Source organism: Embleya sp. NPDC001921 (assembly GCF_053594475.1).
The window spans coordinates 15,029-34,345 of the sequence record NZ_JBSFEO010000022.1 but is presented as its reverse complement, the minus strand read 5'-3'; the positions used below and the strand labels follow the sequence as shown (position 1 = coordinate 34,345).

Here is a 19,317-nt window from a genome sequence, read left to right as displayed (position 1 = left end):
GGATCAGCCGCGCGGCGCGGCCCGGATGAACAACGCCTCGGCGTCCGCGACCAGTTCGCCGTCGGCGTACGACCGGGCGGTGACCCAGGCCTTGCGCCCGTCCACGCGGGTGACGCCGGCCTCGTAGTCGATGCGGGTGTGCAGCGGCGTCGCGCGGCGCATCCGCACGGTCAGCCACCCGGTCATCCCCAGTGCCCCCGCGCCGGACTGCGCGCAGCCCATCACCTCGTCGAAGGCCGCCGCGACACAGCCGCCGTGCACGCGCCCGTACGGCCCCTCGTACGCGGCGCCGAAGGTCACGTGCGCCCGCACCAGTTGCCCGTCGCCGGTGATGTGCAGCGGTGGCGCGAGCGGGTTCGCGGCGCCCACGAGCGGGCCGCGTTCGTGCAGCGCGAGATCGCGCGAGGTGGGTGTGCGCTCGCCCACACGGGCCAGTGCGGCGATGCGATCCGCCAAATCTGATACATCGTCAGCTACGCTTTCCAGCGTGCTCTCGGCACCCTCCGGGTCGACCGACTTCACCGCCTCGATCAGGCGGCGGGTCGCCTCGGCCAGCCGGTGTCGCGCCGCGCGTCCGGCGCTGTCCGGGTCCGGGCGCGGCGTCCAGGTCAGGCGCAACTCGCGCAGTACGTCGTCCGGTATCGGCGGTGGGGCGAGGGCCTCGTCGGGCTCGCGGGTGTCCGTGGGTTCGCGGGCGGCGGCGGTCATGACGGCTCCTGGGTCGGAGTGGCCTGGCTTCGGCCGGGCGAATGGCCGATCATTGCATGTAAAAAGAACGAGTTCTAGTTTTGACGGGCCGCCCGTCGCAGGTGGCGCCGTCGTCGTACGGAATCGCAGTCACAGTAGAGGAGACGTCATGCCGATCGATGCCGCGAAGGCCACCGGAGCCGAGCCCCGCACGGGTGAGATCGCCTGGTCGAACAAGGACGTGATCCTCTACCACCTGGGCCTGGGCGCGGGCACGCCCGCCACGGGCGCGGACGAGTTGCGCTACACGTACGAGAAGAACCTGCACGTGCTGCCGACCTTCGCGACGGTGGCCGGCACCAAGGTCGGCGGCAGCCTCTCCGCGCTGCCCGGCATCGACATCAACCTGCGCGCGGTGCTGCACGGCGGCCAGGAGATCGTCGTGCACAACCCGCTGCCGGCCAAGGCCAAGGGCGTGAAGGCGACCAGCCGGGTCGCGGACGTGTACGACAAGGGCAAGGCCGCCGTGATCGTGCTGGAGTCGTCGGCCGAACTCGAGGACGGCACCAAGCTGTACGACTCGCGCGCCGAGATCTTCGTGCGCGGCGAGGGCGGCTTCGGCGGCGAGCGTGGGCCGGTGACCAAGATCGACGTGCCCGAGCGCGCGGCCGACCACACCATCGACGTGCCCACCAGCGCGGACCAGGCGCTGCTGTACCGCCTGTCCGGCGACTGGAACCCGCTGCACGCCGACCCGGACTTCGCCAAGGCGGCCGGCTTCGACACCCCGATCCTGCACGGGCTGTGCTCGTACGGCCTGACCCTGAAGGCGGTCGTGGACAACGTGCTGGGCGGCGACGTCTCGCGGGTCAAGCGCTACCGCACCAAGTTCGCCGGCATCTTCTTCCCGGGCGAGACCATGCGCGTCCGGATCTGGGAGGAGGACGGCAAGCTGCTGATCAACACCTCCGCCGTCGAGCGCGACGACGCGATCGTGCTCTCCGACACGGTGGTGGAGTACACCTCCTGACGACGCGTCTTCGCCGAAGCGGCGCGGTACGCCGGGGAGCCCGAGGTCACCTCGACCTCGCGGCCCCGGCGCGCCGCGCCGGCCCACCCCGGGCCCGGGGCCATATCACCCGACCCGCACGGCTCCGCCGCGCCGGCCCGTGCCGCCCGCGCCCTCCCGGGTCCCCGCCGCCCCGTCCTCGCTGTACGCGCGCCACGCACCGCGCCCGCGCGCAGTCGTCGGGCGGGTTGCCCGAGCCTCATCTGCTCCGCACGTGCCGCGCCCGCGCTGCTCGCGACCGCGACCGCGTCGGCATGCCGCGCGCATCCGCACCCGCGCCCACCCGCCGCGCGCCCGACGTGCCCGCGCCCGCCGTGTACCGGTGGCCGCGCGCGCCTCGTCCGTGCCCGTGGTCGTGTTGCCGTGTGGTGTGTGCCCGCCGAGTCGGGTGTGTGACCTTCCCTTGTCCCGGGCCGGATGCCTTTCGCCTTCTCGTGGGGGCGGATACCTTGACCGTGTCATTGGTCTTGAGTCAAAACGAGAACAAGTTATAGTTCTTGACCGGGCCAAGTATTGGTTCGCAGAAAGACGAGGGAGCCCCCATGCGCGCAGCGGTTCTGCACGAGACCGGCCAGGACAAGCTCGACGTCCGCGATGACGTCGAGGCCGTGGGCATGGGCCCGGGACGCGTGCGGGTCAAGCTGCACGCGACCGGCGTATGTCACTCGGACCTGTCGGCGATGACCGGCGTCCTGCCCCAGCCCGCGCCGTTCGTCCCCGGCCACGAGGGCGCCGGCGAGGTGGTCGAGGTCGGCGAGGGCGTGAGCACCGTCGCGGTCGGCGACCGGGTGATCATCTGCTGGGCGCCGCCCTGTGGCGTGTGCAACTACTGCCGCGGCGGCCAGTCCAACCTGTGCCTGGCGGGCTTCATGAACGCGGGCACGCAGAACTTCACCTTCGGCGGCACCCCGTCGTACGGCTTCACCGGCACCGGCACCTTCGCCGAGGAGGTCGTGGTCGCCGCGCCGTGCGCGGTCAAGGTCGCCGACGACGTGCCGTACGAGATCGCGGCGCTGATCGGCTGCGGCGTCACCACCGGTGTCGGCGCGGTGTTCAACAGCGCGCGGATCGAGCCGGGCGCGTCCTGCGCGGTGATCGGCGCCGGCGGTGTGGGCATCGCGGTGATCCAGGGTCTGCGCGCGGCCGGTGCCGCCGAGATCGTGGCCATCGACCCGGCCGAGTCCAAGCACGCGTGGGCCAAGCAGTTCGGCGCCACGCACGCGATCACCCCGGACCAGGCCGCGGACGCCAAGCGCGACCTGACCGCCAACCAGGGCTTCGACTACGTCTTCGAGGTGGTCGGCAAGTCGTTCACCGCGCGCAGCGCGTACGACCTCACCCGCCGCGGCGGCGACGTGATCATCGTCGGCGCGGGCGCGATGGACGACAACGTCTCGTTCAACATGTTCGAGCTGTTCTTCGACCAGAAGCGCATCATCGGCAGCATCTACGGCGGCGGCGACATCGTCACCGAGTACGAGCGGATCACCAAGCTGTGGCGGGCCGGTCGGCTCGACCTGGAGGCGATGATCACGCACCGCCTCACCCTCGCCAACATCAACGACGCCTTCGACCTGATGAAGAGCGGCGAGTCGATCCGCACCATCGTCACCCTCTGACCGAGCAGCACCAGAGCCCCTCAAAGCAAGCGGCGCCGTCATCCGCAGCCCGCCCACCCGGACAACGGGTGGGCGGGTGGGCACGACAACGCCCAAGCCAACCAAGACGCGACCGCAGCAAAGCCACCGACCCCACGGGAGTTACCGCATGACCACGTCGCTGGATGGCAAGGTCGCCGTAGTCACCGGCGCCGGCCGAGGCCTCGGCCGCGCCGAAGCCCTCGAACTCGCGAAGCAGGGCGCGGCCGTCGTGATCAACGACTTCGCCCCCGAAGGCAGCCCCAACCCGGCCGACGACGTCGTCGCCGAGATCGTCGCTGCCGGTGGCAAGGCCGCCGCGCACCGCGGCGACGTCTCCGACTTCGACGCGGCGGGCAAGCTGATCCAGCTCGCGATCGACACCTTCGGCTCGATCGACATCGTGGTCAACAACGCGGGCATCCTGCGCGACCGGATGATCTTCTCGATGACGGAGCAGGAGTGGGACTCGGTCCTGGCGGTGCACGCCAAGGGCCACTTCAACACCACCCACCACGCCTCGAAGTACTGGCGGGAGAAGTCCAAGGCGAGCGGCGGCGCGGTGTACGCGCGGGTGATCAACACCGCGTCCGAGGCGTGGCTGGCCGGCTCCGCCGGGCAGCCCAACTACGCCGCGGCCAAGTCGGCGATCGTGGGCCTGACCATGTCCACCGCGAACGCGCTGGTCAAGTACGGCGTGCGGGCCAACGTGATCTGCCCGCGGGCGCGCACCAGCATGACCACGCACGTGTTCGGCGAGAGCGCGAACAACATCGCCGAGGGCGAGATGGACCCGCTGGCGCCCGAGCACGTCGCGCCGCTGGTCGCCTACCTGGCCAGTCCGGCCGCCGAGCAGATCACCGGCCAGGCCTTCGTGGTGCACGGCGGCTTCGTCGCGGTGATCGAACGCCCCACGCTCCAGGCCAAGTTCGACTCGAAGCAGGCCACCTTCACGCCGGACGAGCTGGACCAGGTGCTCTCCGCGCACTACGCGGACAAGAAGCTGGGCGCCGGCTACACCGCCGACGACCTGCTGTTCCTCAAGCGCGACCCGCGCTGATTCCCGATCCGCGGGGCCGGGAGCGGCGGAATCGCCCCCGGCCCCGCTTTCGCCCGCACCGTTGACACGTGTCGTGCCGCGGCCGCGCAGGGCTCCGCGCGGATCGTCGCGATCGGGCCGCGCCGGCCGGCCGCCGGTACGAGGGGCGTCCCTCGTACCGCACCAAGAAGGGGTTCCCCGTGCTGACCTCCGCCGACGACTTCCCGATCCACCAGACGCCCGAGCCGGTGGCCACGCCCGCCACCTCGGACCGCAACGCGTACGACCGCTACTGGTTCAACGGCTACGACCGCGACGGCGCGTTCTACTTCGCGTTCTCGCACGGCCTGTATCCGAACCGGTTCGTCGCCGACGCGCACTTCACGATCAGCGTGGACGGTGTCCAGCACAGCCTGCACGCGTCCCGCCGGGCGCCGCTGGACCGGTTCGACCTCACCGTCGGCCCGGTCGGGATCGAGGTGCGCACGCCGCTGAAGGTGCTGCGCGTGTACGTCGAGCCGAACGAGCACGGGCTGGGCTGCGACCTGACCTTCACCGCGCGCGCCGCCGCGATCGAGGAGGAGCGCACCACCACCCGCAACGGGCATCACGTGATCATGGACTCGACCCGGTTGACCCAGCTCGGCGTGTGGTCGGGGACGGTGACGCTGCCCGGCGGCCGGATCCTGGAGATCGACCCGGCGACCACACTGGGCACTCGGGACCGCTCGTGGGGAGTGCGGCCGGTGGGCGAGCGCGAGGGCGGCGCGCCCAAGCCGTTCAATCCGATGTTGTGGTTGTGGACGCCGATCCACTGGGCGGACGAGGTCAGCCTGTGGGCCTCGTTCGAGCGCGCGGACGGGCACATGTACCACGTGGACGGCAAGCGGGTGGCCGCGACGCCGCTGGGCACGACGCCCGACCCGGCGGACGTCCCGGTACCCGAGGATCAGCCCGCGTTCGAGAAGCTGACGCCGCATCACCACGCGCTCACCTGGGTCCCGGGCACCCGGCGCGTCCAGGGCGGCGAGTTCCACATGACCGACGGCGCGGGTGAGCCGTTCGCCTACCGGATCGAGCCGATCGGCACCCGCGGGCTGCTCGCGGGCCTGGGCTACCTGCACTCCGAGTGGGGCCACGCGGTCTGGCAGGGCGAGCTCAAGGTCGGCTACGAGAGCTGGGAGTTGGACAAGGTCGACCCGCTGCAGTTCGACCGCCAGCACCAGCAGCAGGTGATCCGGGTGACCGAGCTGACCGGCGCGGGTCGGGCGGGGGTCGGGGTGGTCGAGCAGTTGTTCTTCGGCCCGCACAAGCCGTACGGCTTCACCGAGATCCTCGACGGCGCGTGAGTCCGGCGCCTGAGTCGGCACCCGAGTCGGCGCGTGAGAGGCGCCCGAGACGGGTGGCCTGAGACGGGTGTGTGAGACGGCGTGTGGGGTGGTGGCCGAGTTCGATCGCCCCGGGGCGCGCGGGATCGGGGCGAGTCAGACCCGGCCCCGCGCGTTCTCCTCGGTGCGGGCGGGCTTGCGCTCGAACCAGCCGACCGGGTCGGTCGGTCGCTGCTCCCACGCGCCCACCAGGTCGCGGTACAGCGCCGATTCGGCGAGCAGTTCGTGATGGGTGCCCAGCGTCGGCCGGTTGCCGTCCATGAGCAGGATGTGGTCCGCCCGGCGCGCCGAGTCGATCCGGTGCGCGATCACCACCAGGGCGCCCGCGCGGGTCGCGAACGCCGCCTCGGCCAGCGCCTCGGTGGGCGGGTCCAGGTGGCACGTGGCCTCGTCGAGGATCACGAAGCGGGCGGGGGACAGGTACGTCCGGGCCAGCGCGATCAGTTGGCGCTCGCCGGCGGACAGCGCGCCGGGGTCGGCGATGTGCGCGTCGTACCCGCCGAGCCGGGCGATGAGTTCGGCCGCGCCGACCAGGCGAACCGCACGGTCCAGATCGGCACGCGCGACGTTCGGGTCGAGGTAGCTCAGGTTCTCGTGCACGGACCCGGCGAAGACGTACGCCTCCTGCGGGACCACCGCGATCGCGCGGCGCAGCGCGGGCTCGGGCCAGTTCGGGAGCGGGGTGTCGGCGAGGGCGACGGTGCCCTGATCCGGCGCCAGCAGGCCGGCCAGCAGGGCGGCGAGGGTGGACTTGCCGATGCCGCTCGGGCCGACCACCGCGAGATGCGAGCCGGCGGAGACGGTCATCGTCAGATCGCGGACGACCGGCTCGGCGAACGGGCCGTAGCCGAAGGTGACCCGGTCCAGGACGAGACCGCCGGAGCCGGACGGGGCGGGCGGCGCGGGGCGGGCGGCGGGCACCGGCGCGGGGTCGGTCGTCTGGGCCAGGCGGCCGGCGACCACGAGCAACTCCAGGAACCAGCCGCCCACGGTCGCGGTCGCGGCGCGCACGGCGGGCTCCAGGTGCTGGGCCAGGTACAACGCGGCACCCGCCACCTCGCCGGTGCTCAGGGTGTTGTCGCGGACCAGCCAGGGCGCCGCGATCAGCACGGCGAGCAACGGGAGTTGGCCGCCGAGGGCGACCACGAGCAGGCGTAGCGAGGAGGCGCGGGCGAGCAGCTTGGCGGCGCGCGCTCGGGCGTCCACGGCGGTGCCCAGTTCGGCCACGACGCGCTCCTGCGCGCCGCACGCGACCACGTCCCGCAGACCCGCGACGGTGCGGCCGGTGTGGGCGGCGATCTCCTCGTCGGCGAGTACGAGGGCGCGCCGGCGCCGGGCCAGCGGCGGCAGCAGGCGCACGAACAACCACGTGGCCAGGCCGAGCGGGATCACCACGAGCGGAAGCAGTATCGGCGCGAGGACGGCGAGGCCCAGCAGCGCGGCCACGATGGTCACGCCGAGCTGGCGCAGCGTGCGCAGGAGCGACGCGGTCAGGTTGCGGCAGCTCTCCACCTGTTCGGTCAGCCGGGCCACCGCCGCGTCCGCGCGCCTTCCCGCGCCGGGACGCCCGGACGTCGCGTCCAGCACGGCGTCGGACACCACCCGGCGCACCAGGGTGTCCCGGATCGGCTCCACCACGGCCGCCAGATGCGGGAACATCGCGTACGTGGCGGCGGCCCGAATCAGCATCGCCAACGCGAGCACGCCGAGCAGCACGAACCCGACACCGAGCCGCCCGGCCAGGAACCCGCGATCGAGCGCGGCGGCGAGCAACGCCCCCGACAACAGTGCGGGAATGCCCTCCGCCACCGACCACCCGAGCACCCGCCCCAAGGCCGCCCGCCGCGCCCCCAACAACCCCGCCAACAACGCCTGCCCGGCCCGCAGCCCACCACCGTAGGGTCCGGCACTGTGCCGCCTGCGGCGGGGCGGCCGGGCCCGGGGGGCACGGGGGGAGTCGTGGGGCCGGCGCGGGGAGGTGCCGGCTCCGGGCGGGGGGTCTGCGGCCGGCTCCGGCCAGGATCCGGGCGGCTCGCTCCCGTGCTCCGCGATCGAGCACAACCCCGGACCCGGATCGGCGACTTCGGCGCCTCGCCCGGCGTCCTCCCGGCGGCTCGACCGTTCGGCCCCCCGAGTCCGCCGTCGGCGCCCGCGAGCGACGGGTTCGGTGGTCGGACCCTCGTCCGCGTCCGCCCGCACCGCGTCTTCCCCGAACTCCGCTGCGCCCCCCACCCACAACACCCGCCGCCGCACACTCCGACCAGGAGTCTCGCCCGCGCCCGTGTGCTCCTCCGGCACCGGCGCGGAGAGCCCTCCCGACGCCGAGCCGCCGCCCGCCCACGACACCTCCCGCCTTTTCCCCGTTCGGCCGGGAGGCTGGGACGTGCCCGGGTCGTCCGCCGGTGCCGGTGCGGAGGATTCCCGCGATCCCGGGTCCGCGCCGGCCCAGGACACCCGCCGCCGTCGCCCACGTCGGCCGGGGGCCCGGGAGGCGTCCGCGTCGTCCTCCGGCGCGGGCGCGGGGGGCTCTTGCGATGGTGGGCCGGCGTTTGCCCAGGGCACCTGCCGTCGCCTACTCCGGGCAGGGGTCTCGGCTGCGTCTGTGTGCACCTTTGGTGTGGGTGCGGCGAATCCTTCCGATTCCGAGCCCGCGCCTGCCCAGGGCGCCTGGCGCCGTCGCCCCTTTCGATCGGGGTCCCGGGACGCGTCGGCATCGTTCTGCGGTGTGGGTGCGGGGAGCTCCTGCGATTGTGGGTCGGCGCCTGCCCACACCAGTCGCCGGCGTCCGGGACGATCGGGAGCCGGGGCTGTGCCGCTGTCGTCTTCGGGAGCGAGGGACGAGTGTTCGTTCGGCACGGGGTCCGCGTCCGCCAGGGGCGCGCGCCGGCGTGTGCCCTCGCCGGCAGTCTCCGTGCCTTCGCCGCCGGTGGCGGGACCGTACGAGGAGTCCGTGGTCACCCCCGGGGATCCGCTCGCCCACGACGCCCGTCGCCGAGCGCTCCGCCCTCGTGCGGCTCGGGAGCGCCACCGCCGGACACGCGGGCCGGGGGCCTCGGCCGCCAGGGCCTCGCCGGAGTCCGGGCCGGTGGTGTGCGAGGCGCGGGAGGTGTCCGGGTCCCACCCCGGCTCCGTCCGGGAGCCTTTGCCCACCGACCCGCGCGCCGCACGGGATGTTTCCTCGGGCCCGTCCATGCCTGGTGGTCCGGCGCGACGTCGACTCGGGTCCCATACCGGGACCACCACACGTCGGCGTCGCCCGGTGGGCTGGTCAGGGGCGGGGTTCGGCTCCGTGGTCCGGTCGTCGTGCGGTCCGTCGTCGGTCATCCGGCTTCCCCCTTCGGCCTCGGCCCCGGCCGGATCGCCGGGCTCCGTGCTGTCCTCGGCGGCGATCGGCGCCGGTCGCCCCTTCCGCGGAAGCGCCGAGCGCGCCGCGTGCACGGTCACCGCCGAACACCAAGCCCACTCGCCGGCCCGGCCCTCCACCGCCGCGCGCCCTACCCGCTCACCCGGGCGGTCCCGCACAGTGCCGCCTGCCGCCGTGCGCCCTGCCCGCTCATCCGGGGCACTCGACCCGCCGTCGCCGTCCATCGCCGCGCGCCCCGCCCGCTCACCCGGGGCGCCCTGCCGGCCGTCGGCATCCGTCGCGCCTGCCGCCGCCGCGCGTCCCGTTCGCTCCTCGGGATCCCCCCGCCCGGGGTCCTTCTCCGCTCGGACGTGTCCCGGTCGGTCGTTCGGCCGGTCCCGTGTGTCGTCGGCCTTCGGTGGTTCGTGGGTTGTCGGCTGGTTCGGGGCGACCCGCGTGTTGCCGGCTCCCCGTGCCGGCTGTCCGCGTTGCCCGTCTCCTGGTACGGGTGGGGTGGGGCGGTGGTTCGGCGGAGGTTCGTTGGTGTCGTCGGTCATGTGACCCCGTGCCTCATCGGGTCGTGTTCGGGTCGGGGGTGCGGGTGGCGAAGATCGCGCGGTAGGCGGGGTCGCTCCAGAGTTCGGCGTGGGTGCCGATCGCCTTGATGCGACCCGCGGCCAACCAGGCCACGAAGTCCGCGCCGGCCGCCGCGGTCGCGCGGTGGGCGACGACCAGTCGAGTGCGGCCCGCGAGCCCGGTTCGGAACGCGTCGTGGATGTGGTGTTCGGTGACCGTGTCCAGGCCGCTGGTCGCGTCGTCCAACACCAGCACCCGCGCGTCCTGTACCAACGCCCGTGCCAGGCCCAGCCGTTGCACCTCGCCGCCGGACAGCGCGAGCCCCTGGGTCCGGGTCGCGTAGCCGGCCGGCAACCGACGGACGAAGTCGTCCGCGAACGCCATCCGAGCCGCCTCCGTCACCGCCTCCACATCCGCCCCGGGCCGCCCGTACGCGAGCGCCCCCGCGAGATCCGCGCCGACCAGGACCGGCCGCGGAAACGCGTACGCGATCGCGCGTCGCAACTCGCCGCGCGCCAATCGGGTCACCGGCATCCCGTCCAGGAGCACCTCGCCCTCGTCCGGCTCGCGCAACCGCCCCGCCAGCGCGGCCAGGGTGGACTTGCCCGAACCGGACACCCCGACCAGGGCCACACACGCGCCCGCCGGCACCGTCAGGTCGATCCCGTCGAGCACCACCCGGTCCGCGTTCCCACCCGGTTCCGACACCCGCACGCTCACCCGTCGGTAGGTCAACTCGCCGCGCCCCGGCGGCAGCGTGCGTGCCGTTCCGTACCCGGCGGGCTCGACCGCGAGCAACTCCGCCGCCCGAGTACGCCCGGCCCGTGCGTGGGCGACCCCGACCAGTGCCTCGACCTGCTCCAGGAAGCCCAGTCCCAGCGCCGCGTACCCGGCCGCCGCGACCAGTTGGCCGGGCGGGATCCGCCCCTGCGAGAGCAGCCACCCGGCGATCGACAACACGGTCAACTCGACCATCGGCGCGAGCAGCAACACCTGGGCGACCGCGTTGCGTTGGGCCCGCCACAGGCCGTGGCCAGCCGCCGACAACTCGGGCAGCGGGGCGAGGATCCGGGCGATCTCGCGATCCCGCGTGCCGCAGGCCCGGATCGTCCGGGCTCCCGCGAGCGCGTCGGTCAGCCGGGCGGCCAGGCCGCTCTGCACCACCTGGTAGTCGGTGAACAGACCGGTCGCGCGCGTCATGAACAGCCGTACCACGAGCAGCCCGGGCAGCAGCCCGCCGAGAAAGCCGACCGCCAGCCACGGATCGATCAGCGCCAGCGCGACGATGCCGCCGATCGAGGTGACCAGCGCGCCCAGCGTGCCCAGCAGCGAGGGGACCAGGCCGGCCGCGTCCGGCGCCGCGCCGACCAGCCGGGAGGTGACGTCTCCGGCGGCAAAAGGATTCCGCGCGCCGGTGCCCAGATCGGTGACCTGTACCGCCAGCCGCCGGCGCAACCGCGCGGTCAGGTCGGCGGCCAATCCGGGACCGGCCATTTCGGCCAGCATGCCCGCGAGCAATCCCAGCGCCAGTACGGCCACCAGTCGCACGGTCGGTCCCGTCGCGGAGTCGCCGCGCACCACCGCGTCCACGGAGCCGGCGACGGCCGCGGGCAGCAACAACGCGGCGATCGACCCGGCGGGGACGGCGAAGGCGAGCGTGAGGGTCGGCCCGGGCGCGGTGCGCAGCGCGGCACGAAACCCGGTGCCGGTGCGATCCACCCGCTTCGGGGCGGTCTGCGTGGCTATCGGCACATCGGCCACAGCGTGACTCCTCGGGTGCGCGGACCGTGGAACGGGGCGGCGCCCTTACGGCACCGTCGCGACGAACAAGCAAGTCGAAGAAGCAAGTCGAGGAAGCAGGAAGCAAGAACGAAGCACGAGCGGCGTGCCGCCGACCCGGAACCGTCCGCGATTGCCATGCTGAGGACCGGCCCGAGACCGGGAGCTCCTGATTCCGGCAGGAACTCCCGGTCCCGGGTTCGTACTTACCGGCTCGACCACCGGCTGTTCGACCACCGGCTCACCGCCGCGAACAGCGGTTCACCCGGACGGATGCCGGTACGTCGACGCGTACACCACCCGACCGGCCGGCGACGCGATCCCGGAATTAGCTGATCGTGAAGATCAGGCAGGTGATGAGCAGGCAGGTGAACTGACACCCGTTGCCGCCGTGGCCGCCCAGCTCGACCGACTCGGTCTCGGGGAGCTGCTGCAGGGCCGCGAGGTCGGTCTCGATGTGCTCCATGGTGATTCTCCTTCGGGACGGTGCCGCCGTCGCGAGCGGTCGCCCGCGACGGGTGGTGCGGGGCGATTCCCCCCTGTCGTCACACCCGGCCGGTTTGCAGGAAACCGGTCAGGCGGGCGTGGAGATCGGGTGCCCCATCCCCGGTCAGGACGTCGTGGCCCAGACCGGGAAGCTCCAGGTAGCGAAATTCGGTGCCCTCGACCCGGCCGTGGCCGAGCAGGGTGTGGCGCAGGGTGCGGGACTGGCCGACCGGGACGGTGTCGTCCCGATCGCCGTGCACGAACAGCAGCGGTACGGCGATGCGATCGCACACCGCGACCACGTCGCGTGGCCCCTGTTCGTCGGTGTACTCGCTGTCGCCACCGAGCCGGGTCATCAGTGCCCGGATCGGCACCGAGGCCTCGGCGATCAACCGCGGTCCGGACAGGAACGGTGCCACCGCCAGGCACCTCGACCACACGTTCGGCGCGAACGAGGCGGCCAACAGCGCGAGATAGGCCCCGTAGCTGACCCCGAACAGGGCGGGCGGGGCGAGCCCGAACGCGGCCCGCTCGGCGCCGATCGTGCGGCCGATCGCGGTCACGTCGGCGAGATCCGGGCCGCCCCACGCGCCGTGCAGTTCGCGGGCGAACCGCGCGCCGTACCCGGTGCTGCCCCGCTGATTCGGCGCCACCACCGCGATGCCCGCCGCCGCGAGCCGTTGCAACAGCGGGTCGAACTCGAACCGCCACGCCGCCGCCGGCCCACCGTGCAGGGCCAGCAGCACGTGCTCGGCCGCGCGCCAGTCCGGACCGCCGTACACGATCGACTCGACCGGCCCCGTGCCGCCGACCAGCAGCTCCAGATGGGCCGGTCGCCAGGCCGGGCGGGACGCGTCGTCGAACCCGATGAACGGGCCCGGTTCGCCGTCCTGGCGCCACGTGCCGGGCCGGTCCGGGTCCAGCCGGGCCAGGCAACTGGGCCGATCCGGCGCGGAGTACGGGATCCGCAGCCCCTGTTCGGTCCACCGGCCGACCGCCCCCAGGCAACCGTCCGGCGTCGCGACCTCCACCAGCGTGCCGTCCTCGGGGGTCCACACCGCCAGCCGCGAGATCGCGCCCCGGTCGAGTTGGAGCGCCACCCGGCGGCCGTCCGGCGCGATCGCGATCGGCCGCACCGCCGCGTCGGGCAGATGTACCAGCTCGGGGAAGCGCACCCGCCCCGGTGCCTGCGCGCGGTCGGCGGGCAGCCGGATCCAGCCCAGCCGGTCGCCGCCCGGCGCGTCGCTCGCGATGACCAGCAGGCCGCCGACCGGATCGGCCAGCAGCAGCCGGTCGTTGCTGGCCTCGGTCAGCTCCAGGAAGGGCCGCACGGTGGCGGCCTCGACGTCGAGGACGACGGTCTTGATCCGGCCGTCCCACACCTGGTCCAGAGCCAACCGCCGGCCGTCCGGGTCGAGTCGGACCCCGCCGCCGTACAGGCCGGACAACTCCGCCACGGGGTCCAACCGGCCGTCCTCGCGGACCAGCCACACCGTGGTCGACGGCGTCGTGTCGGCCCCGAGCGCGAGTGCGAGCGCGTCCGGACTCGGCGACGGCAGCAGCCGCAGACCGGGGAGGCGAACCGTGGTCAAGTGCCGTTCGCTGCCCGCTTCGTCGGCCTCCAACAGGGCCAACTCGTGCCGGCCGGGCTGGTGTCGGCAGATCAGCACCCGGCCGTCGGAGAGTGCGAGCAACTGGCTGTGCAGCCGCTCGGGCGCCCCGGTGCCCACCGGCAGCGCGCCACTGGCCCGGCCGGGCCGCAACGACCAGGACTCGACCCGCCAGGTGCCGTCGCCCGGCGTGGCCAGACACGCCGCGTGCCCTCCGTCGGCCGCGAACGACCAACTGATCCGGCGCAGCGGCCGCGTCGTCACCACGGTGTTCACGCGTCCTCACCGTCCAACCAGAGCCGGCCGCCGCCGTGGCCGAGCCGCAGCAGGAAGCCGAGGACGCCCGCGGCACCGGTGCCGTACGAGGCCGAGACGCCGATCGCGGTCTCGTCGGCGGGCACCCGCAGGCCCTCGATCAGCGCGGTCCGGGCCCGGAGCTGGTCGGCCAGGTCGGCGGCGCGCGTGCGATGGCTCTCGTCGTCGAGCAGTTCGGCCAGGTCGAGCAGGAACTCGCCGTTGCCCGCGAGGCCGTGGCACGCGGCGGTGCCCGAGTGCCAGCGGGCCCGATGTACCGCCGCGCCCGCCCGCTCGGCCAGGTCGCGGTGCTGCGGATCGCCGTCCGCGCGCCACAGCCGGACCAGGAAGGTACCGACGCCGGCCGAACCGCTGCACCAGTGCGCCAGTCGTACGCCCGCCGGATCGCCGGGGCCCTGCGGCCACCATGCGGCGTCGCCGTCGGCGCGCACGGTCCGGGTCAGGGTGCGGGCCGCGGCCCGGGCGCCGTCGAGGCAGCTTTCGCGGCCGGTGGCCAGGGCGGCTTCCAGCAGGAACGTGCCGACGCCGGCGACGCCGTGCGCGAAGCCGAGGTGTGCCGCGCCGGCCAGGCGCGAGTCGAAGTCCTTCGGGACCGGCCACAGGGTCAGGTCGCCGGCCTGCCGGGCCGCGCCGAGCAGCGCGTCGGCGCACGCGAGGACGCGCTGCCGGAACCGCTCGTCGCCGGTCGCCCGCCACATCCGGACCTGGAGCAGACCGGCCCCGGCGGCGCCGTGGCACACGTCCGGGTTGGGCCACGCGATCGGTACCCGCAGCGCCTCGTCGACGGCCGCGGCGGCGAGCTTCTCGTCGCCGAGCAGGGCCGCCGCGTCCTGCAGGGCCCACGCGGTGCCGGAACGCCCGAAATGCAGGCCGGGCAGGACCACCGGTTCGGCCGCCGCCCGATCGCGCAGCCACACCGCGCCGTCCTCGACCGCGCGATGCAGCGCGTAGCGCAGTCGAGGTTCGAGCGTGGTGGTGTGCGCGGCCCGGGCCAGTACGCCCAGCACACCGGCGGCGCCGTACTGCACGCTGCACGGATCCATCGCCGCCGCGCCGGCCGTCATCGGCCACAGCCGATCCACCCGCCCCGGCGTCATCGTCGCGATCAGGTGGGCGAGCCCGTCCAGAAGCAGCGGGTCGTCCTCCGGCGGCTGCGGATGCGGCGGGACCTTGTCGCCCTCGGTGTCCGGATGCGGCCGGGGCCCGTCCGGCGCGTCCTGCCGCGCGGCCACACCGATCCCGGCACTCGCGCCCGCCCCCGCGACCCCCCGGCCGCCGTCGTCCCGCCCGGCCACGGCGCCGCCATCACCATCCCGGCCGACCGCGGCGCGCTCCCCGCCGTCCGCGCAGTCCCCGCCGTCCCGATCTCCGTCCGCACCCTCCCCGTCGCCACCGGAGACACCCACTCCCGAGCCCACTCCGGAGCCCGAGCCCGCCCCGACCCCGTCACCCACCCCCGCGACGTACGCGTCCAACCGCTCCACCGTCCACCGCGCCGTCGGCTCCTCGTGCCACAGGCCGCGGATCGCCGGCGCCAGCCGCCGTGCCGTGTCGCCCTGCCGTGCCGCCAACTCCAGCCACGCGCCCAGGCGTTCCACCGTGCTGCGACTCGCCCCCACGTCCTCGGGCAGGGCCGGGTCGGCGCCGGTGGCCAACAGGAAGAACAGGCCGCCCAGGCCGTACAGATCGGCGGCGGGGTGCACGGGGTGCCCGCCGTCGGCGGTGGGACGCTGCTCCGGCGCCCGATAGCCGGGAGTACCCGCCGCGCCCGCCCGGGAGCCGATCTCGGCGGCCAGCTCCAGGTCCACCAGACGCACCGCGTGGTCCGGCCCGACCAGCACGTTCGTCGGCGACAGGTCGCGGATCACCAGGCCCTCGTCGTGCACCGTCCGGACCAGTCGGATCAGTTCCTCGACGAGGCCCCGGGCCCGGTCCCAGGGCACGTCCGGGTCCCGCGCGTGTCGGCCGACCCAGGTGCGCAGCGGCTCGCCCGCAACCCGCTCCTGGGCCAGGAAGATCGTCTCGGCCTCCTCCACGAGCGCGACGTGCCGAGGGGTCAGGCCGGTGTGCGCGAGCCGCCGCATGAGCATCGCCTCGTGCCGAAGCGCGGCGCACGCGTCCCGCCCGGAGCGGTCCACCTCGATGTGCGCGCGGGCCTGCTTGACCACGACATCGGTGTCGTCGGTGGTGTCCCGGCCGACGAAGACGCCGCCCTTGGCCGAGTGCCGCAGCGCCGAGGTGACCGCGAAGCGGCCCGCGATCAGCACCCCTGGGGGCCGGGCCGGCGCGGGCGCGGCGGCGGGCGCCGAACGGGCCCGCCGTACCAGCGGATCCGGTGCCCACGGCGGCGGGGTGAACCAGGCCTCCCGGGCGTCGTCCACGGTCAGCCCGTCGGGGTCGGTGAGCACCGCCCGGTAGCCGCCGTCGTTGCCGAGCACCGCACGTCGGCCGAACCCGCCGTAGCGGTAGTGCACGACGCTGCCCGGTCGGCACGGCCGATCGGAGAGGATGCCCGGTCCGCTCAGCTCGCGCGTCACCTCGTCGAGCGCGTCCACCAACTCCATGAACTGCTCGTCGTCGTCGGGGTAGACGGTGATGAACTTGCCCGCCGATGCCCGGTCCGCCTCCCGCGAGTTGAGCATCCGCAGCCGCTCCACGTCGCCGGCGAACTTGAACGCGACCCGGCGCGGCAGGAGCACGTCGCAGACCCGGCCGAGCACGTGCGGGGCGTCCCCGGTGCGCGCGCTGACGTGGATCTTCCAGCCCTGGGCGCGGGCCGCGTGGCCCGGCGGTCGTACGGTGCACCAGAAGTCGTCCGAGCGCACGTCCCATCCGGCGCCCGCCTCGGCCGAGTCGGACCGACCGGCGGCCCGTCCGGCGCCCGCCTCGGCCGAGTCGGACCGACCGGCGGCCCGTCCGGCGCCCGCCTCGGCCGAGTCGGACCGACCGGCGGCCCGAACGTCGTGATCCTGTTCCCGGGCACCGACCGCAACGCGGTCGAGCGCCGCACGGACACGGTCGACCAGGTTCGTACCCGGCGCGCCGTGGCCGCCGGTGCGCTCCGCACGGTGCCCACGAGTCGTCGTCGCCATCCCTGGACTTCCCCCTCGACTGTGTCCTCGCGCCCCGGTCGACGACGCTCGTCACGCTCGTCGACCGGTGCCCGGAAACGGTTGTCGAACGACCGTTGTGACTCGGCCGCCGACGTGGCAGCCCCGCCTCGGATCGCTCCCCCCGGCGGGACGGCATGACCGTACGCAGCGCGTTCGGGCCACCTCAACGAGTTGCGGCAGCCTTCACCCCTTTGAGTGAAGTGACCCGCATTGAGGGTTGGTTGGTCAGTTGATCTGCATATTTCCGAACAGTCGACATCGGTGCAGGTCAACGGGATGGCATGAGGGCAACCATGCGGCTGGGAATGGGCTGATCGGGTTACTCGCCGATTCCGCGCTGTTGGGCCAGGATCGCGGCCTGGACCCGGCTGCGCAGGCCCAGTTTGGTGAGGATCCGGCTCACGTGCGTCTTGGCCGTGGCCTCGGCCATGTCCAGGTGTTCGGCGATCCGCTGGTTCGACATGCCCCGGCCCAGGCACGCGAGCACGTCGCCCTCGCGCGGTGTGAGCGACGCGAGCGCCTCGGCGCCCACCTCGGGCCCGTCCGCCGGTCCCGGGCGCGTCGGGCTCGCGAACGCGTGGATCAACCGGCGGGTGACCTCCGGCGCCACGAAGCCGTCGCCGCGCGCGACCAACCGGACCGCCTCGACCAGGCGTTCGGCGTCCACCGTCTTGAGCAGGAACCCCGCGGCGCCCGCACGCAGCGCGCCGAACACATATTCGTCCAGGTCGAACGTGGTCAACACCAGTACGTCGAGCCCTTCCGCGGTCAGCTCGCGGGTGGCGCTGATCCCGTCCAGGCGGGGCATCCGCACGTCCATCAGCACCACGTCCGGGCGCAACGACCGGGCCAGTTCCACCGCGTCCTCGCCGTCGACGGCCTGGCCCACCACCTCGATGCCCGTTGCCGCGTCCAGGATCAGCACCAGTCCGGCCCGGACCGCCGCCTGATCCTCGGCGACCAGCACGCGCAGTGTCTCGATGTCGCTCACCCGGTCCCACCCTTCGGCCCCATCGAGGCGTTGTCTCCGGCGCCGCGCACCACGTCGTCACCGCACGGGAGTTCGGCCCGTACGTACCATCTGCCGTCGCGCGGCCCCGCCTCGAACACGCCGCCGAGCAGCGAGACGCGCTCGGACATGCCCACCAGTCCCGCACGGGCGCCGGGCAGTCGGGTCACGTGCTCGGGATCGATCCCGTTGTCCCCGATGATCACCACGACGTCCGCACGATAGGCGAACACCATGCGCAACCGCTGCGGTGTGGCGTGCTTGAGCGCGTTGGTCAGGGTCTCCTGGACCACCCGATAGGCGGCCAGGTCGACGGGTGTGGGCAACTCCCGCACCACGCCGGTGACCTCGATGTCGACGATCAGCCCGGCCCGACGCACGTGCTCGACCAGCCGATCGGTCTCCGCCAGACGGGGTACCGACACCGGTTCCTCGGGGGTGTTCTCCGAGCGCAGCAGGCCGATCATCCGGCGCATCTCGGTGAGTCCCTGCAGGCTGCTCTCCCGGATCACCTCCAGCGTCTCGCGCAGTCGGGCCTCGTCCATGCTCTTCACCGACAGCGCGGCGGTGGACTGGACCGCCACCGCGCTCAGGTGGTTGGCGATGACGTCGTGCAACTCGCGTGCCATCCGGGCACGTTCGGCGACCACGGCGGCCTGGTGGTCGAGTTCGGCCAGCCGCGCGGTCTGGGTCGCGCGCAACCGTTCCACCTCGGCCTTCTCGCGGTGTTCGCGCACCGAGAAGCCGGTGAGCACGGGGGAGATGCCGACCAGTCCGATATAGAAGATGGACAGGACGAACAGCCGGAACTCGCGGGTCACCGCCCAGACCGTGCCCGCGCCCAGGATCAGCGCCACCACGTTGCCGTACAGCAGCCCGAACGCCAGTCGCGACGTGCCGTACAGGCACGCCGCGTAGAGCACGTCGGACCACATGATCAGGCCGCCGATGGAGGGCCCGAGCGCGATGTCCACGCTCTCGCAGGCCAGGCCCAGGAACACCGCGAAGCGCGGCGACGTGCTGCGATGGCACTCGGCGACGGTCAACGGCAGCAGCGGCAGCAGGCGCAGCCACCGGTTCGGGTCCCACGCGCCCCAGATCAGGTAGGAGTTGGTGACGAGCAGGACGAGCGCGCCCGCGAGGACCACGGCACCGATCGCGCAGTCGCGGCGGATCGGCGGCGCGAGGCCGGGGAGATGGAAGGGCAGGGGGCGCTGCCACGCCGAGGTCGGATCGCTCACGCCCCCATCCCAACATCATTGGGGC

The 19,317-nt window shown here is 73.6% G+C and carries 12 protein-coding genes; 4 read left to right on the top strand and 8 right to left on the bottom strand.

Annotated elements, in window-relative coordinates; translation table 11 throughout:
- Positions 1-3 precede the first annotated feature (3 nt).
- On the bottom strand, positions 4-708 hold the full coding sequence (locus ACWCPW_RS25020) for a PaaI family thioesterase (RefSeq protein ID WP_449763834.1): 705 nt from the start codon (positions 706-708) through the stop codon (positions 4-6).
- A gap of 148 nt (positions 709-856) precedes the next feature.
- Here ACWCPW_RS25020 and ACWCPW_RS25015 point away from each other — a divergent pair, with 148 nt between their 5' ends.
- From ACWCPW_RS25015 to ACWCPW_RS25000, 4 genes are all read left to right on the top strand, one after another.
- Complete coding sequence (locus tag ACWCPW_RS25015; protein ID WP_449763833.1) at positions 857-1,717, top strand: MaoC/PaaZ C-terminal domain-containing protein; 861 nt, start codon at positions 857-859, stop codon at positions 1,715-1,717.
- Between the two features lie 581 nt (positions 1,718-2,298).
- Positions 2,299-3,375, top strand: a complete 1,077-nt coding sequence (locus ACWCPW_RS25010; RefSeq protein WP_449763832.1) for a Zn-dependent alcohol dehydrogenase — start codon at positions 2,299-2,301, stop codon at positions 3,373-3,375.
- Between the two features lie 148 nt (positions 3,376-3,523).
- The gene (locus ACWCPW_RS25005) at positions 3,524-4,453 is read left to right on the top strand and encodes a 3-oxoacyl-ACP reductase (RefSeq protein ID WP_449763831.1); all 930 of its coding nucleotides are present in this window, start codon (positions 3,524-3,526) and stop codon (positions 4,451-4,453) included.
- Positions 4,454-4,632: 179 nt separating this feature from the next.
- Positions 4,633-5,781: a hypothetical protein gene (locus tag ACWCPW_RS25000; RefSeq protein ID WP_449763830.1), complete on the top strand. Its 1,149-nt coding sequence runs from the start codon at positions 4,633-4,635 to the stop codon at positions 5,779-5,781.
- A gap of 135 nt (positions 5,782-5,916) precedes the next feature.
- On the opposite strand, the gene ACWCPW_RS24995 is transcribed toward ACWCPW_RS25000, so the two are convergent.
- From ACWCPW_RS24995 to ACWCPW_RS24965, 7 genes are all read right to left on the bottom strand, one after another.
- Complete coding sequence (locus tag ACWCPW_RS24995; protein ID WP_449763829.1) at positions 5,917-7,629, bottom strand: ATP-binding cassette domain-containing protein; 1,713 nt, start codon at positions 7,627-7,629, stop codon at positions 5,917-5,919.
- Positions 7,630-9,733: 2,104 nt separating this feature from the next.
- Complete coding sequence (locus tag ACWCPW_RS24990; RefSeq protein ID WP_449763828.1) at positions 9,734-11,500, bottom strand: ABC transporter ATP-binding protein; 1,767 nt, start codon at positions 11,498-11,500, stop codon at positions 9,734-9,736.
- A gap of 346 nt (positions 11,501-11,846) precedes the next feature.
- Positions 11,847-11,984 (bottom strand): VenA family class IV lanthipeptide, encoded by a 138-nt coding sequence (locus ACWCPW_RS24985; protein ID WP_406281762.1) that lies wholly within the window; start codon positions 11,982-11,984, stop codon positions 11,847-11,849.
- Between the two features lie 79 nt (positions 11,985-12,063).
- Positions 12,064-13,890: an alpha/beta fold hydrolase gene (locus ACWCPW_RS24980; RefSeq protein WP_449763827.1), complete on the bottom strand. Its 1,827-nt coding sequence runs from the start codon at positions 13,888-13,890 to the stop codon at positions 12,064-12,066.
- Complete coding sequence (lanL, locus tag ACWCPW_RS24975; protein WP_449763826.1) at positions 13,887-17,021, bottom strand: class IV lanthionine synthetase LanL; 3,135 nt, start codon at positions 17,019-17,021, stop codon at positions 13,887-13,889. Before lanL ends, ACWCPW_RS24980 begins: the two co-directional genes overlap by 4 nt.
- Positions 17,022-17,361: 340 nt before the next feature.
- Complete coding sequence (locus tag ACWCPW_RS24970; RefSeq protein WP_449763825.1) at positions 17,362-18,033, bottom strand: response regulator; 672 nt, start codon at positions 18,031-18,033, stop codon at positions 17,362-17,364.
- On the bottom strand, positions 18,030-19,292 hold the full coding sequence (locus ACWCPW_RS24965; RefSeq protein ID WP_449763824.1) for a sensor histidine kinase: 1,263 nt from the start codon (positions 19,290-19,292) through the stop codon (positions 18,030-18,032). The genes ACWCPW_RS24970 and ACWCPW_RS24965 overlap by 4 nt, the downstream gene beginning before the upstream one ends.
- Positions 19,293-19,317: the final 25 nt, after the last annotated feature.

Coding starts and splice junctions, on each gene's coding strand:
- ACWCPW_RS25020 (WP_449763834.1), bottom strand. CDS start 708: ATGACCGCCGCCGCCCGCGAACCCACGGACACCCGCGAGCCCGACGAG.
- ACWCPW_RS25015 (WP_449763833.1), top strand. CDS start 857: ATGCCGATCGATGCCGCGAAGGCCACCGGAGCCGAGCCCCGCACGGGT.
- ACWCPW_RS25010 (WP_449763832.1), top strand. CDS start 2,299: ATGCGCGCAGCGGTTCTGCACGAGACCGGCCAGGACAAGCTCGACGTC.
- ACWCPW_RS25005 (WP_449763831.1), top strand. CDS start 3,524: ATGACCACGTCGCTGGATGGCAAGGTCGCCGTAGTCACCGGCGCCGGC.
- ACWCPW_RS24985 (WP_406281762.1), bottom strand. CDS start 11,984: ATGGAGCACATCGAGACCGACCTCGCGGCCCTGCAGCAGCTCCCCGAG.
- lanL (WP_449763826.1), bottom strand. CDS start 17,021: ATGGCGACGACGACTCGTGGGCACCGTGCGGAGCGCACCGGCGGCCAC.